Origin of the sequence: Paenarthrobacter sp. FR1, assembly GCF_051106045.1 — a bacterium.
Lineage (GTDB): Bacteria > Actinomycetota > Actinomycetes > Actinomycetales > Micrococcaceae > Arthrobacter > Arthrobacter nitroguajacolicus_A.
This window is the reverse complement of record NZ_JBPFSF010000005.1, coordinates 187033-202431: the sequence shown is the minus strand read 5'-3', so window position 1 is coordinate 202431 and position 15399 is coordinate 187033. Positions and strand designations below refer to the sequence as shown.

The 15399-nt window shown below is 60.0% G+C and carries 8 protein-coding genes; 5 read left to right on the top strand and 3 right to left on the bottom strand.

The annotated features are described in order from the left end of the window. Positions 1-167: 167 nt before the first annotated feature. The 5 genes from ACR30Z_RS11930 (at position 168) to trxA (ending at position 6020) form a co-directional block, all read left to right on the top strand. A complete protein-coding gene (locus ACR30Z_RS11930) occupies positions 168-671 on the top strand; it encodes an NUDIX hydrolase (protein WP_090822121.1) in 504 nt (167 codons plus the stop codon). Between the two features lie 26 nt (positions 672-697). Then, the gene (gene murJ / locus ACR30Z_RS11925; RefSeq protein ID WP_434372730.1) at positions 698-2701 is read left to right on the top strand and encodes a murein biosynthesis integral membrane protein MurJ; all 2004 of its coding nucleotides are present in this window, start codon (positions 698-700) and stop codon (positions 2699-2701) included. A gap of 140 nt (positions 2702-2841) precedes the next feature. Further along, on the top strand, positions 2842-4506 hold the full coding sequence (locus ACR30Z_RS11920; RefSeq protein ID WP_434372729.1) for an ABC transporter substrate-binding protein: 1665 nt from the start codon (positions 2842-2844) through the stop codon (positions 4504-4506). Positions 4507-4702: 196 nt separating this feature from the next. Further along, complete coding sequence (gene trxB / locus ACR30Z_RS11915; protein ID WP_144648966.1) at positions 4703-5659, top strand: thioredoxin-disulfide reductase; 957 nt, start codon at positions 4703-4705, stop codon at positions 5657-5659. Positions 5660-5693: 34 nt separating this feature from the next. Further along, entirely contained in the window at positions 5694-6020 is a 327-nt protein-coding gene (gene trxA, locus ACR30Z_RS11910; protein WP_014923339.1) for a thioredoxin, read from the top strand. A 6292-nt stretch (positions 6021-12312) separates the two neighbouring features. On the opposite strand, the gene ACR30Z_RS11905 is transcribed toward trxA, so the two are convergent. The 3 genes from ACR30Z_RS11905 to rsmG form a co-directional block, all read right to left on the bottom strand. Next, positions 12313-13533: a ParB/RepB/Spo0J family partition protein gene (locus ACR30Z_RS11905; RefSeq protein ID WP_434372727.1), complete on the bottom strand. Its 1221-nt coding sequence runs from the start codon at positions 13531-13533 to the stop codon at positions 12313-12315. A gap of 67 nt (positions 13534-13600) precedes the next feature. Beyond that, positions 13601-14656 (bottom strand): ParA family protein, encoded by a 1056-nt coding sequence (locus ACR30Z_RS11900; RefSeq protein ID WP_434372726.1) that lies wholly within the window; start codon positions 14654-14656, stop codon positions 13601-13603. An 88-nt stretch (positions 14657-14744) separates the two neighbouring features. Further along, on the bottom strand, positions 14745-15395 hold the full coding sequence (gene rsmG, locus ACR30Z_RS11895) for a 16S rRNA (guanine(527)-N(7))-methyltransferase RsmG (RefSeq protein ID WP_434372725.1): 651 nt from the start codon (positions 15393-15395) through the stop codon (positions 14745-14747). Between the last annotated feature and the right edge of the window lie 4 nt (positions 15396-15399).

The window sequence follows — 15399 nt, the reverse complement described above, 5'->3', positions numbered from 1 at the left end:
GGCAGTGGGCCACTGTTCCATGCAATATCAGGCATGCATCCGTGGACCGTCTCTTGGAGTCCATCTTGTGGCCATGTCCCGGTCATCACTCCGGGGCAAGAGTCGTTAGAGTGGACCTCATGGCCAACCCGATCCCGAGCGCTCCTGGCAGGAGGACAAACGCACCGTTGCCGTCGGCAATCGGCGCGCACGTCGCCCCTGCCCCGCAGCACCCGGTGCAGGCCTCCCTTCCTACTGTGGAGGAAGTGTCGGCGGGTGGCGTTGTAGTAGACACGTCCGACGGCGAACTCCGGGTTGCTATTATCGCCCGCCTTAATAGGGGTGGCCGGCTTGAGTGGTGCCTGCCTAAGGGCCACCCGGAAGGCCGCGAGAACAACGAGGAAGCTGCAGTCCGCGAGATCGCCGAGGAAACCGGCATCGAAGGCAGCATCCTGGCTCCTTTGGGGAGCATCGACTACTGGTTCACCGTCAGCGGCCACCGAGTCCACAAGACCGTGCACCATTTCCTGCTCCAGGCCACAGGTGGCGAGCTGACCATCGAGAACGATCCCGACCAGGAAGCCGTGGACGCTGCCTGGGTTCCCATCCAGGAACTCGCCCGCAAGCTGTCCTTCCCGAACGAACGCCGCATCGCTGATCTGGCACGGGAAGTGCTGCCCGAACACCTCTGACCCGGGTACATGGGACGATAAAGGCGATGTCTGAAGCCAAAACTACTGAGTCCGTTCAATCCGGAGAAGCACGTTCCAGCGCCATCATGGCAGCAGGAACGCTCGTTTCCCGGTTCCTAGGCTTCGCCAAAACGTGGATGCTCGGCGCCGCGCTCGGCCTTGGTTCCACGGTCAATGACACGTTCATTAACGCGAACAACCTGCCGAACCTGATCTTCCTGCTGGTGGCGGGCGGCGTGTTCAATGCCGTCCTCGTCCCGCAGATCATCAAGGCCAGCAAGGCCCCGGACCGCGGTGCGGACTACATCAGCCGTCTGCTCACACTCGCTGTCCTGGTGCTGTTGGCCCTGACGGCCCTGGTGACGCTGGCGGCGCCCCTGGTCATCGACCTCACCACGCAGGGGTATTCCGAGCAACAAAAAGCCTTGGCTGTGACTTTTGCGTTCTGGTGCCTTCCCCAGATCTTCTTCTACGGGCTCTATGCCCTGCTCACACAAGTCCTGAATGCCCATGGCGCGTTCGGTCCGGCCATGTGGGCGCCCATCCTGAACAACCTCGTGGCCATCGCCGGCCTGGGCATGTTCATCTGGATCCTGGGCGCCAACATCGACAACCCGCACACCATAGATAATTGGGGCCCAACGCAGACGTTCCTGATCGCGGGGTTCGCCACCTTCGGTGTTATTGCCCAAACAGCCATCCTGCTGATCCCCGTCTTCCGGCTGCGCCTCGGCTTGCGTCCCCGCTTCGGTTGGCGCGGCGTTGGACTGGGCCAAGCTGCCAAGCTGAGCGTCTGGACGCTGGCGACTGCCGCCGTCGGGCAGTTGGCATTCCTCTACGTCATGAGGATCGCCACGATTCCCGGCGCTGAACGTCTCCGCCTGAGCAACGCGGGAAACAACGTTGCCGCAGCCGTCCTGCCGGGTAACGCCGTCCTGGAAGTCGCCAGCCAGCTGTACCTGCTGCCGCACTCGATCATCGCTTTGTCCTTGGCCACCGTCCTCTTTAACCGGATGACACGGGCCTCGCAAGATGGCAACAAAGCCGAGCTCCGCGATGCCTTGTCCCACGGCCTGCGCACCATGGCCGTTGCCACGGTTTTCGGTGCCTTGGCCCTGTTCGCCTTGGCCGGACCACTGGGTATGTTCTTCTCCGGAGGGGAGCCGCAGGACGGCGTCATGCTGGCCCAAACGCTCACCATCCTGGCCCTTAGTACCCCGTTCCTGAGCGCTAACTTCATGATGTCCCGCGTGTTCTACGCCAACGAGGACGCCCGCACGCCCCTGTACGTCCAGTTGTGGCTTGCCGTGATCTACGTGGTGGGCGCCTTCTTCATCCAGTTCCTGCCCGTCGGCCAGATCATTTACGCGATCGCCATCCTCTACACGCTGGGCAACATCCTCTCCGTGGTCATCAGTGTGGTCTTCTTGCGCAGGCTTCTGGGTCACCTTGACGGGCCGAGGATCGCCAACTCGTACATCCGCATGGGATACGCAGGTTTGGGTTCCGCGCTTGCCGGCGCCGCCGCGCTGTGGCTCCTGGGAAGCTACCGGGCGGACGGTTTCGCGTGGAGCAGCCGCCCGGCCGCCCTGGTGACCGTAGTCGTCGTCGGGCCTGTCATGCTGCTGGCCTATCTGGTCCTGCTCCGCGTCTTCCACGTCACTGAACTTCGCGACCTCCTCCGCCCGCTGATGGGCCGCTTGGGACGCGGCGCACCAGCGCCTGCCGGAGCCGCAGCAGAACCCGCGACGGCGGCACGCGCCACGGTCTCGGACGATACCGGCTTGATTCCGCGCATTTCCGGTGAGTTCGACGCCGCCTCCTTCAGGGCAGGCCCGGCCGTTGAACCCCGGCGGGTCGCCCCGACGCCTGCCCCTGATGCTCCCAAGACCTACCTGCCCGACGAAGACGTGCCCAGCACGGCCCAAGGCGGCAAGTTCCGTCCGCAGGTCCCGTTGCCGGGTCGACGCACCTACCAAGGCGATGCAGGCCGCAATCCATACTTCCCCAGCGGGCGGAAACGGAAGTGAGCCGGTGCCGCCAACACGGGCGGCGGACGCTAATCGGCTAGGCTAGAAACGAATATAGGTAGTTGCAAAAGCGGTTGAACCGGCTCGCCGGGCCAGCCGCGTGCAGGACCCGCAGCTCCCGGACAGCCTAGGAGGAACACGTGTCCCACCCGATCGACGTCGGATCAGTACTTGGCGGCCGCTACAAGGTCACGGCCAATGTGTTGACCTCGCATGACCAAGATCAGGTGCTCGACGGCGTGGACCAGGTCCTCAACCGTCCCGTGAGCATCCTGGTGGCCGGACCTGGGAACGCCGAACAGGTGGCGCAGAGCGCCCGTGAAGTGGCAACCGGGGAGCGCCCCGGACACGTCCAGATCTTGGACCTCGGCGTCAGCGACAACACCACCTACCTCATCACCAACCACAGCACCGCTCCGGATCTCCTGGACCTCGTGGTGGCTACCAACCCGCCGTACATTGAGCCGTTCTTCACGGAAACGCTCGGCAGTGAGATCTTTGGCCAGCCGCGCACATATGAGCCGGAAACGTACGACGGGCTGTATGAGGACGACGAGCACGACGCCGAATACATCCAGTACGACGAAAACGGCTACCCCATCCCGTCCGAGGACGACGCTGAGCCTGAAGCAGCTGGCTCCCAGCCCGGCCATGTGCCGCCCATGCCTTCCGCCAGCCCGTCGTCGTCCAAGAGCGGCATCGCCGGTAAGTTGGCCGCTGCCGCAGCGGGCGCGGGCGCAGCCGGTCTCGCAGCTGCCGCTGCGCTGAAGAACTCGGGTTCCAAGAATCACGACGCCGGTGCGGCCACCGGCGCTGGCGCCGCCGCTTCCACCGCTTCCGCCGGGGGAGCATCGCCTGCAGTGCCGGCCCAGCCACCTACCCAGGCCGTAGCTTCGCAGCCCACCGCCGCGCCTGCCGCACCGGTCGAACCGCCGACGCAAGCAGTCACCTCGCAACCGGCGCCGGCCCGGGAGCCTGCCGACCCCAAGGTTTCGCTCTGGTCCGAAGAGGACTACGGCTTTGCTGGGGGAGGCGGCGCTGCTGCTGGCCGCAGTACCCCGGACGCAGGTTACGACCGCGCGCCAACCAGCTTCCCGGCGTCGGCCGCTGTCCAGGACGACTACCAGGATGAAGAGGTCTACGAGGACGAAGCTCCCGAAAAGGAGCCCCGTTCCTTGCGCTGGCTGGTGGGCGGCCTGCTCGCTGCTGTCCTTATAGTGGGCCTCGTCCTCGCCGTCACCAACCTTGGCAGCCTGTTGCCCAGCAACACTCCTGCAGCAACGCAGAACACCACGGCTCCGCAGTCCACCGGCACGGAAACCGAAGAGCCCGCGCCAACCCAGGCTCCGCCGCCCGCGGCACCGCCCGCAATCGAGGGGATCACGCGCCTCGGCGACTTCCCCTTCGCAGCTACCTACGACAAGGACCTCGTACGGGCCTTCGATGGCAATGCGGCCAGCTACTGGTCGGATATGGAATTCGCCACGGCAGACTGGGGTGGACTCTTCGTTGATATGCCGCTGGTCATCAAGCTCAAGGAGAAGACCGAGGTCAAGTCCATTGTGCTGAACCAGTTGGGCGGCTCCGGCGGCAGCATCAGCGTTTACACCAACGACCGACCCGCCATGGACGGCGCGAAGCTGGTGGGCACCAACAGCTTCACCTCCCCGGAGCTGACCATGCCGCTCGCAGCGCCCACCCAGACGCAGTACGTCATTGTGGTCATCAAGGCTCTTCCCAAGCTGGCTGCACCGAAGACCCGCTTCGGCTTCGGCCTGCGCCTGGCGGAAGTCACTGTCCAGTAGTACCCCTTCTGTGACCGTTGGGGCTGCCGGTCATTCGGGGTCCCCACTTCGATTCGGCGTGTCCGCAGACGGTACCCTGAATGTTGGTGGCTTTTAAGGTCCCCAACTCCAACGGAATATTTGGGGCATTACAGGGGTTGAGTCAGGTGGCTGCCCCGAAAGCCGCAGCATCGACTAAGGAAGAGGTTCACGCCACGTGAGCATTGCAGAAAACAGCGCATCGCAGGTGCGTGACGTCATCATCGTAGGTTCAGGCCCGGCCGGCTACACAGCCGCCGTTTACACCGCCCGCGCCAACATGAAGCCTCTGCTCATTGCCGGTTCCGTCACCGCTGGTGGCGAACTCATGAACACCACGGACGTGGAAAACTACCCGGGCTTCCCCGACGGCATCATGGGCCCGGACCTGATGGAGAACTTCGAGAAGCAGGCCGCCCGGTTCGGCACGGAGATCCAGTTTGAGGATGTCACCGAACTGGATCTCGACGGCGACATCAAGACCGTCACCATCGGCACGGGGGAGACCTTCCAGGCGAAGGCCATCATCCTGTCCACGGGTTCGGCCTACCGCGAGCTTGGCTTGGCCAATGAAAAGCGCCTGTCAGGCCACGGCGTTAGCTGGTGTGCAACCTGCGACGGTTTCTTCTTCAAGGACCAGGACATCGCCGTTATTGGTGGTGGCGACTCCGCTATGGAGGAAGCACTGTTCCTGACCAAGTTCGCTAAGTCAGTAACTGTTATCCACCGCCGCGATACCCTGAAGGCTTCCAAGATCATGGGTGACCGCGCCCAGGCACACGAGAAGATCAACTTCGTCTGGAACACGGCCGTTGAGGACGTCCTCGGTGAGGATAAGGTCACTGGACTGAAGCTGAAGAACCTGGTGGATGGCACTGAGTCCGAGCTCGCAGTCACCGGCGTTTTCGTGGCCATCGGCAACGACCCCCGCACGGATCTCATCAAGGGCAAGGTTGATCTGACCCCCGAGGGAACCATCGCCGTCGAGGGCCGCAGCTCCCGTACCAGTATTAAGGGTGTCTTCGCTGCCGGCGATGTCATCGATCCCACCTACCGCCAGGCCATCACGGCCTCGGGTTCCGGTTGTGTGGCTGCTCTCGATGTTGAGCACTACCTCGCAGACCTGCACTCCTAAGCTGCATCCAAGCAACCATACGAAGGGAAGAGTTATGAGCAACGCAAAAGACGTAACTGACGCAAGCTTCAGCACGGATGTCCTGGCTTCAGAAAAGCCGGTCATCGTGGACTTCTGGGCAGAATGGTGCGGCCCCTGCCGCAAGCTCGGCCCCATCCTCGACGAGATCTCCGTTGAGTACAGCGAGAAGGTTGACGTCGTGAAACTCAACGTTGACGACAACCCTGCCATCGCAGCCGAATACGGCATCACGTCCATCCCGGCCGTGTACCTGTTCAGCGGGGGAGAAGTTAAGAGCACGGTCATCGGTGCCAAGCCGAAGCAGTTCTTCGAAAAGGAATTCGCGGACGTCCTGTCCTAGTTCCACACTGATCACCTGAAACCGGCGGTTGCTGCTCCCGAGGGAGTGGGAACCGCCGGTTTTTTTGTCGTTTCTTAGTGAAATGAACGTCATCAGGTAGTTTTTCTACGTTTCGTTCTCTGAGCCGGTTTGTGGGACGTACTGCTGCTACGTTTCACTTCGCCTTACCTGGGGTAGTGGCGAATCGTCCCTCTCTCACCTCCCACCCCCACTACCGTCGTCCCTCTCTCACCTCCCACCCCCTTACCGCCGTCCCTCTCTCACCTCCCACCCCCTTACCGCCGTCCCTCTCTCACATCCCACCCCCTTACCGCCGTCCCTCTCTCACATCCCACCCCCTTACCGTCGTCCCTCTCTCACCTCCCACCCCCATTACCGCGGCCGCCCCGGCTTGCTTTACAGATCCCCCTGGCTACTCGCGTGCCGCGTCTAACGTCTCACATGAGAACCTGTTCGACAGATAGAACAGGAGCACGGGGCGCGCTATACGGCTTTCAATTGGTGGCGATAGTGCACACGCAAAGGTTCGCTAACGGTGCCTACGTGTTTCACGTGAAACACCTTAGGGATGCACGGCGCAGGGCTAGTTCTCTGACGAATTCCTGGCTGTCACCCGCTCGTTTCACACAGAACATCGGCCTATGGACAAGGTTGTCCGAAACCAGCTGTTGACTTCCCATGCGACAAAGCCATCGCCGACACTAAGACGGTCATCGCTGGAATCATGCACCTAGGACTCTCTACGAGTACGGATGATTGGCTAAGCGTCCACCACTTCAATGCGGCCCCCACTGTGGCCCAAAAGCGCTTGATGATCATAGGCTGCCTGCGCTTGAATGGACGCACTAAGCCCTATCCGGTGGAATCGTCACGACCTTTAGTAGTGCAGGGATCTGCGAAGCAGCAACGCCCGCGGACTTCTCAAGACCGCTAACGCTTCCTGCATGGCAACTGACTTCGCATGGTTAGCGACAGCCACTGCCGCTAACCATGCGTCCATCTGAAGTTACCTGCGCAGACTCTTGGGAACTCACCAGCGAACGATGGGCCAGCCCATCCTACCGTTGACCGCCAATCGCGCGTATCGGAGGGACCGATAGGGGCCCACTTTGCGTGATTGTGCTTTCCTAACCCGACTTCTATCGCCATGTTCCACCTAGCTGGCGGGCACACTGAAGATGAGTCGGCCCAACGATGCTCCCTTCTGACCGCCGGTCCACCCTTCTGACAACGCCTCTCGCTCTATCCGCCCAAGTGAGGCCGTACAGGCCGAGGACATAGTCAGCAGGCCACGGTGGAGAATCATCTTAGGTCAACTAAACGGGTATCGATGCAACAAAACCCGGTTGGAGGCCTATACGTTTGCACTTCGTCAGCCGAAAAGATGTAGTAGAGCCGCTCCGGCCAACGGGGTAACTACGCTAGGCCCTATGCCGGCTACTCCGAGGCTCGGCGTCAGTTCGCGACCCGGGCGCCGGTCTGCATCAGGCAAAGGCGCACCAGTGCGACAGACGGCAGTTCTAGCGGTCAGTGGCACCGGCCAGCGAGCCCAGGCGGTCTAGGTTTAAGGCATCGCTCCACGGGGCCAGTACGACCCGTAGATGCATCGTCTCAGCTCAACGCGGCGCCGCGACAGGCATAAACGTACGGCTCGCCTAGTTGAGAAGCACCCCACACGCCATCTGTACACCGTGTGCTGGTGGGTAAGAGCAGCTATTTGCACCGGCTAAACGAGTCGCCAGGGCTTCTTTTAGGCTGTCAGCCTGCGTCTGCACCGTGCCACCGTTCATGACCGCCTGGGCCAAAAGGCGGCAGTTGGGAATTTCTGCTACCCAGGTGGGTATCGTCTGTTGGCCGCGTTTCGCGGGTCGCCCACCGGAGACCCCTGCTCTAGCACAGCTATCTGTCGTTGCATCTGGGTGAGTTCGTATCAGACCTGATTTTCTAGCGACTTGTGCGGCGTAAGGGCGGTTTGTGGCTTCTCCTGCTCTGACGCTGGGCGTCCCAGGCAAGCAGCATCCAAAAACTTGGCACGGAATATTGGGGTCGTCCTGATCTACAAAGAGCTTGACCGACCTGCAGCAACCCGCCGTGGCTCATGTTTCACGTGAAACACAGGTACCGAGACTAAGGTGCCCCCGGTTCTTCCCAACGTCGTGCACCGAGGACTGTCTCATTTACATCCCTCGGCATCACCGGCCTGCCTCGTCGCGCGCCTAGTCGGAATACTCAGCGATCTATATGGGCTAAAAGCCGCCCAAAACGTGAACGCGTCAGCTCCATGCGAGAGGTCCCTTATCGGACACGGACCTGAGCCGGGGGAGCTGGCGCACCGACTAAGAGTGGAAGGCGTCTACGGCACCCCCACCGCGACCGAATGACGAGGGGAAATTCAAGTATCAATCCTCAGCGACAGTCTTCACACCATTAGGCCATAGTGTCTTTGATGGCGGGCCCGCAACCTCGATTACGCCTTCCTGGCCTTGTTTCGCGTGTGAGGTCTCCACGTCCTCTCCGATGCCAAGTCGACCTGTCGCGGGGGTCAGCACCGCTACTGCAGTGTTTCACGTGAAACGGAACCGCCAAAGAGCATGCACCCCGTCCTAACCACCGGCTGGGGTCGCGAACCCGATCAGCCAATGCGGCGGCACCCACACTACACGAGCTGAGAACACGGGGGAGCTGTCAGTCGAAACCACAGCCAAGCATGAGCCAGTACCCACGCTCAACGTGGGTGGCAGTCTCGTGAAGACAGAATGCTCCAATACCCCCTAACAGCCTGCTTCCTCAACGGAGGGGACTCATCCGTAAGTGGTATCTCAGCCCCGCACCCTTGGTCAGTGTGCCCGCGTCCTAATGACAGCAGACGCACATCGGAGTCCGGAACTGGCATCTTTCCACCTTCCCATGATCATCAGAGCTCTTGCCGTCCGTCAGTGTCACGGGTCCACTGCATGTCCGGCATACCCCGGATTGCACAATAGGATGCGGAGACATCGGATCTATACCTACCAACCCGTTCGACGTCAGCCCGCCGCCGAATCGGGATCTCCGCCTCGCAGTTTCGGGAACCTGGAAGAACAGCAGATGAACGATCATGCCTAGTCGCGAGGTGCAGTATTGGCTGTACCAGGGATGCGGTGTGATCCCACACCCGTGTCGGAACACCACTCATGAGCTCCGCGGGGCCAGGCATCTTCTTGGCCTCTGACCATATGGACATGGCTCGAGTCCGGCTTCGCATGACAAGTTTTGCACAACTTTATCCACAGGCTTATCCACTGCTCATGAGATTGACCACAGCTCAGCGGATGGCCGGAGAGATTGAGCATCCTATATAGAGATTCAACATCTCAGTACTCGACATATAGGTGGGAGAGCCAGCAGCCCCCCTTAGCCTGCTGAGTTCCCTATAAATCAATGAAATACAGGCGTTATGCGCTTCATCATGACTGGAAGATGAGTAGGGCGCGCAGCGTGAAGTGGATGGAGGTCCGGGCCAGCGGGACGCACATTCATCAGTGCCGACTATAGTCATCACCCCGCCCGCATCAAGCCGCAAGGAAGCTCTTTGTCCACAAAGTTATCCCCACTGTTTTCCACAGGGATATCCACTGGGTTATCCACGTCTCCGGTCCTTGAAGCTATTGGTCCCGGCGCCTAGTAGAGCGTCGCACTGCGGCTCCGTTTCACGTGAAACACTGCAGCCTTTGGTCGCCTTCGGATTTGCCGAATTTGGCGTTCAGGATCTGTCTCGACGGGCTGCCTGAGTCACGGTCACTGTCACGAGCAGCAGCACAAACTAGCACCAACGACGATCTTCAAAGATGACATATCAACATCGGACCAATCGCCCACTGAACTTCAGTCTTTGAGTCCAATTCGCCATCTTGTACGTACGTAATACCAGCCCCTCGCTCATGAGATTCCGGTCTGGCGAGGATGGTTGGAATATGTGGCAGGCAGCCCGGTTTGGAGACAATGAACAGACCATTCCAGGGTCACAGTGAGTCCGGAAGAGGCCTACGGCAGAGTACCCGTGGTCAGCTGAGGCCTGCGTCCCACTGGATGCGTTCGTCACAGCCCGCTCAAACGGGTGTCGAACCGCCCAGGCGATCGACATCCCCCGTATGTAGCCATGTGAAGGTCTAGGTGCGTTGCTCGTGCCTAGGAGGCTTTGCGCTGACCACAGGGGACACCCACACGAGGTATGCATGCTCCAAATAGCTTCCACTACCATTTCACTGGCGACAGATCACAAAGGCGCTCAGAACCGTCAACGCCTAGAGTAGACCTCGTGGTTCGTGCAGCCGCCGCTAATGCGAATATTGCAGCATCTTTGGAGAACCTGGAACCCTGTGGGTTGTACCGGTCACTATTGATGCGCCTTCCTTCAGGCCGCTAATGGTGCGTTGGGGGAGCGTGGTGCGCTGATCCTTCTCACCCGGGACTCCGTTTATCCCTTGGGATATATAGAGCGGAACGAAGCGCATAGTGCCGAACATAGAATCGGCCGCTCCGCCCGCACCCACGCCCACGCCCACGCGAGTTCGAGGCCCATAAGCCCGACTAGTCGGCAACCGCCTGCATGAGGCAACCAGCAAGCCCGTTATCCGTATGCTGACGAGAACACGATCGCGGGCACAACTCAAGTACTTCGTGGACTATCGGATGGTAACCAGGTTTTGGATGAATGAGCAGAGCTCTGCATGGATGCGCGTGCACGAATCACATCAGAGCCGCCTTCCCATTCGCTGTCGCGCTCGTCCATTTACCTGGTCACGGTCTCCTGGTGAATCCGAATCGGCAGTGAGGCGCCCAACCGATTCACAACCAAGATTAGGACGGTTCTCCCGCCTGCCCGTCACGGTCCCTAAGAGATGCACTCGGCCCGTTTAGGTTTCATTACGCTTGAAGGATCGGATGATGTTTCACGTGAAACCGTGCGCTGTCGCCCTACCCCTTACACAGCCGGCTACTGGAGCATTGGTCTATGCTGCTAACACCGAGAACCCCCCCCAAATATGGATCGTGTTGTTGCCCATAAAATTGTTTAGTGAATGCTGTCCTTTCGAGCATTGGCCTCTCATTACACTGCCTCATGTCCCTGCGTGCCCCATTCATATCGATGTCTCCGACTCACTTCTCATTTCGAGACTGCCCGTCTACCAGAATTGGGATGGTGAATCCGACTTCTTGTTTCACGTGAAACACCAACACGTAAGGGGTTGCCACGCCACGCCACGCCACACCACGCCACGTTAGGGCACGCCGCGGCGAGTACTGTTGAGTCCTCGACGCGATGAATACCCTCGCGATGCAGATATAGCTCTCGCCCAAGTTTCAGACAACAAAGCAGTTTACGACGAGAATCACGGTCCAGGGGAAGTCCTCACCGTCAGAAAAATCGCTCTTGGGTGATGAAATCTACCTACGAGGCAATATCTGTGCCAGAGAGGCCCTAAGGAGGCTCCCTAGGGGACTGCACCGGAGCTGTCATACCGCCGTGTGCACACCGGCGTGATCGAGCCGCGCTGATGGTCCATGACTATGTGATTTGGTCTGGTGCATCAGAGTCTCATAGAAGGGAAGGCGCACCGGAGCTTAGCAGGTCATAGCTTGCACGGTTCCGGCCATTCAAAGGGAGCACCAGCGTGATGTTTCACGTGAAACGAAGGGTCAAAGGGATGCGGTGAGGGCGCGAGCAGTACACGGGAAGGGTTCGGGTGCCGTTATCCAATAACTGGGTCAGCGTGTAGGGCTGAGAAAGCGCATCTGGTCGCCGACCCAGGCCAGACGTGCAGTTCATCTGGCAACAAGGTGAACAGAGGACGCCGAAGCCGGGGCGCATTGCATGTGGGTACCACTAGCACCAAATGCTCTATTCATCGCATCGGGGTAACAACTCGTTCCCACCATGGACTCATAGAGTACATTTGAGGACCCTCTCCGCTGTCGGCATCGCGTATCTGGAACAACTGATTAGCACTAATGGCATAGGGGGCGTACTCGAAACCGGTAGAGTGCGGCTTCGGTCCGATTGCTACCAATGGAGGCCTTACCCACCGGTCAGCAAACCACTAAACAATAAGGCACCCAACAGAGCGGCCGACTTCGGTCAGCCGACCCGATAACAAGCCACTTTGAACAAGTAGGCGATACCGTTTCACGTGAAACATTCCATAGAGATGCGACAGCTTAACTACGTATGACAGCCCGACGCCCGAACCGCCAAGACAAGAAAAATGGGGCCCACATCAAATGTGAACCCCATTCCATTGAAACAGTCGACTTAGTCCTCTGCGCCTGGACCCAAAACGTCCATAATGCGGTTGAGATCCTCAACACTTGCAAACTCGATACTCACGCGTCCCTTTCGGGCGCCAAGGGTGATCTTCACGTTCGTATCCAGCCGATCGGAAAGCGACGACGCGAGGTAGTCAAGACGCTCATGGCGGGCATTCGGCTTGGGAATGCTGCTCTTCGCAGGAGTTGCAGGGTCCTGGTAAAGCGCAACGGCTTCCTCTGTGGCCCGCACAGACATACCCTCTGCCACGATCCTCTGGGCAAGGCGTTCCATTGCAGCGGCATCCGGGAGTGCGAGCAGGGCACGTGCATGGCCAGCAGAGAGAACGCTCGCAGCTACACGGCGTTGAACCAGCGGGGGAAGCTTCAGCAAGCGAAGTGTATTGGAAACCTGCGGGCGTGAGCGACCGATGCGGTCTGCCAACTGCTCGTGGGTGGTACCAAAGTCTTCCAAAAGCTGCTGGTAGGCCGCCGCTTCTTCCAAGGGGTTCAGCTGACTGCGGTGCAGGTTCTCCAGGAGGGCATCCCGGAGAAGGTCGTCGTCGGTGGTGTCACGAACAATGGCGGGGATGGTTTCGAGCCCAGCCGCCTGCACAGCGCGCCAACGACGCTCACCCATGACCAGCTCGTACGGTTCTCCACCCTTTTCGGTTGAAGTCCGTACAACAATTGGCTGGAGGACGCCTATTTCCTTGACGGAGTGCACCAGCTCGGCCATGTCGTCTTCATCGAAGACGGAACGCGGCTGTTTGCGGTTCGGGTGGATATCGCCGACTGGAATCTCGGCGAACCGGGCACCAGGTACCTCCACCAACTCGACGTCGGGAGCAACGGGCGCGGCAGCCGCCGTCGACCGTTCCGTAGTATCAGCAACGTCCGGAGCAGTGCGCTTGGCAGCCGGCTTAGACGCCGGAGCCTTCGTGGGTGACTTAACCGTAGCTGGCGCCTTGGCGGCAGCAGACTTGGCGGCCGGCTTCTTTGGAGCATCAGCGTTAGCAGACTTGGTGGAGGGCTTAGCCGCGGGTGCCGTGGAATCAGCACTCGGCTCATCCCGAGGTGCATCTACCGTGGGCTCCGCCGTCTTCCGTGCCTCTGGGAAAAACAGATCGACGGGACGCGACGGCGCAGCACCGTTGCCCTGGGCCGCGGCCGAGCTAGGAATGAGAGCCCCAAGACCCCTGCCGAGGCCCCTTCGCTTTTCGCTCATTGATTCATCCCTCCGATGGAATAGCCGAGCACGGATCGGCCCTGGCTGTTGCAGTGTTTCAAGAATTCTAGCGTTCAGCGATTTCGGCAGCGGCTTCCATGTAGGACAACGCGCCGCTCGATGAAGGATCGTACGTCATGACCGTTTGCTGGTAGCTCGGAGCTTCAGAGATGCGCACGGAACGGGGAACCACAGCACCCAGGACCTGGTCCGGGAAGTGCTGGCGGACCTCGGACGCCACCTGCGCTGCCAGGTTTGTCCGGCCGTCATACATGGTCAGGAGGATGGTGGAGACTACCAAGTCTGCATTCAGGTGCTTCTGGATCATCTCAATGTTCTTGAGAAGCTGGCTCAAGCCTTCCAAGGCATAGTACTCGCACTGGATGGGGATGAGTACTTCGCTGGCAGCGCAGAAGGCATTGACGGTCAGAAGGCCAAGGCTTGGCGGGCAGTCTATGAAGATGAAGTCAAGCCGTCCCTCACCGTTCTTCTCGCGTTCCTTGGCGTAGACGTCGATAGCGCGGCGAAGCCGTTGTTCGCGGGCTACCAGCGACACAAGCTCAATCTCGGCGCCGGCCAAGTGAATGGTTGCGGGCGCGCAGATCAAATTGGGGATGTCTGGGCACGGTGCCACGACGTCCTTCAACGGAAGATCGTTGATCAAGACGTCGTAGATGCTGTCCACGTCGGCGTGGTGCTCAATACCCAAAGCAGTGGAGGCGTTGCCCTGGGGATCAATGTCGATCACCAGCACGTTGAGGCCGGCAGATGCCAGAGCGGCCGCGATATTCACGGTGGTAGTAGTTTTGCCTACCCCGCCCTTTTGATTGGACACAGTGAAGATTCGGGTCCGGTCCGGCTTAGGCAGTTCGCGGCCAATCAACCGCTCTCGACGACGCGTCTCGTTGGCCAACTGCCGAGCGATAGGGCTTGAATCATCGATGGAATCCATAACGTTATGCGCTCCATCTGAAACAGTTTCACGTGAAACGGCAACGCTTTCAACCGAATCAGTACGCACAATCGCGGACTGGAGAGATGCAGAGGGTGTAGCCATGGCCCGCGCGGACCCCAAAGACATAAACGGGGGAATCCGCTGCGTGGAGGTTTCACTACTACCCACTGGTCACACTCTCACTCTCATTTCGGCGCTTGCTGCCGTTCTCTAGCCTAACCGCTCAGCCGCCGACACGCGGGAAACCGAGCGGGACCTAGGCCGTCTTTCCGGGCTTGTTGACGATGATCCTCACCACGGTGGTGGGTTCCTCCAAAAGCTCCTGTCCGCAAACAACAACGGATGTCGCCACGCCGCCAAGTTTGCGGATGACCTTTGTGGCCTTCTCGATCTCTTCGGCAGCACTGCGTCCCTTGATCGCAACCACTTCACCATGGCCGTTCAACAAAGGAATGGTCAGGCCGGCGAGATTAGTCAGAGCAGAAACGGCGCGAGCCGTCACAACGTCCGCGTCCACCATCCCCACTGCAAGCTCAGCGCGCGTACGCATAATGGTCACGTTGTCCAAGCCGAGGTCGTCAACGACTTCCTGAAGCCAGATAACACGACGTTCCAGCGGCTCTATCAACGTCAGCTCGAGATCCGGACGGGCAATGGCAAGGCAAAGACCCGGCAGGCCTGCGCCGGATCCGACGTCGGCGACGTGGCTGTCCATGGCAATCGCAGACTCGATGACGGCACAGTTCAGGACATGCCTGCTCCACAACCGAGGGATCTCGCGGGGGCCAATCAGTCCACGTTCAGTACCCGACGTAGCCAGGTGTTCAACGTAGCGCTTGGCCAGATCCAAGCGCTCCCCAAAAATCTTTTCGGCCGCTTCCAGTTCAGCTGCGGTGATTTCAACCATGAGC

What these genes read in the sequence shown, in the direction of transcription:
- murJ (WP_434372730.1), top strand. Translation starts at nt 698, where the DNA reads ATGTCTGAAGCCAAAACTACTGAGTCCGTTCAATCCGGAGAAGCACGT.
- rsmG (WP_434372725.1), bottom strand. Translation starts at nt 15,395, where the DNA reads ATGGTTGAAATCACCGCAGCTGAACTGGAAGCGGCCGAAAAGATTTTT.
- ACR30Z_RS11905 (WP_434372727.1), bottom strand. Translation starts at nt 13,533, where the DNA reads ATGAGCGAAAAGCGAAGGGGCCTCGGCAGGGGTCTTGGGGCTCTCATT.
- trxA (WP_014923339.1), top strand. Translation starts at nt 5,694, where the DNA reads ATGAGCAACGCAAAAGACGTAACTGACGCAAGCTTCAGCACGGATGTC.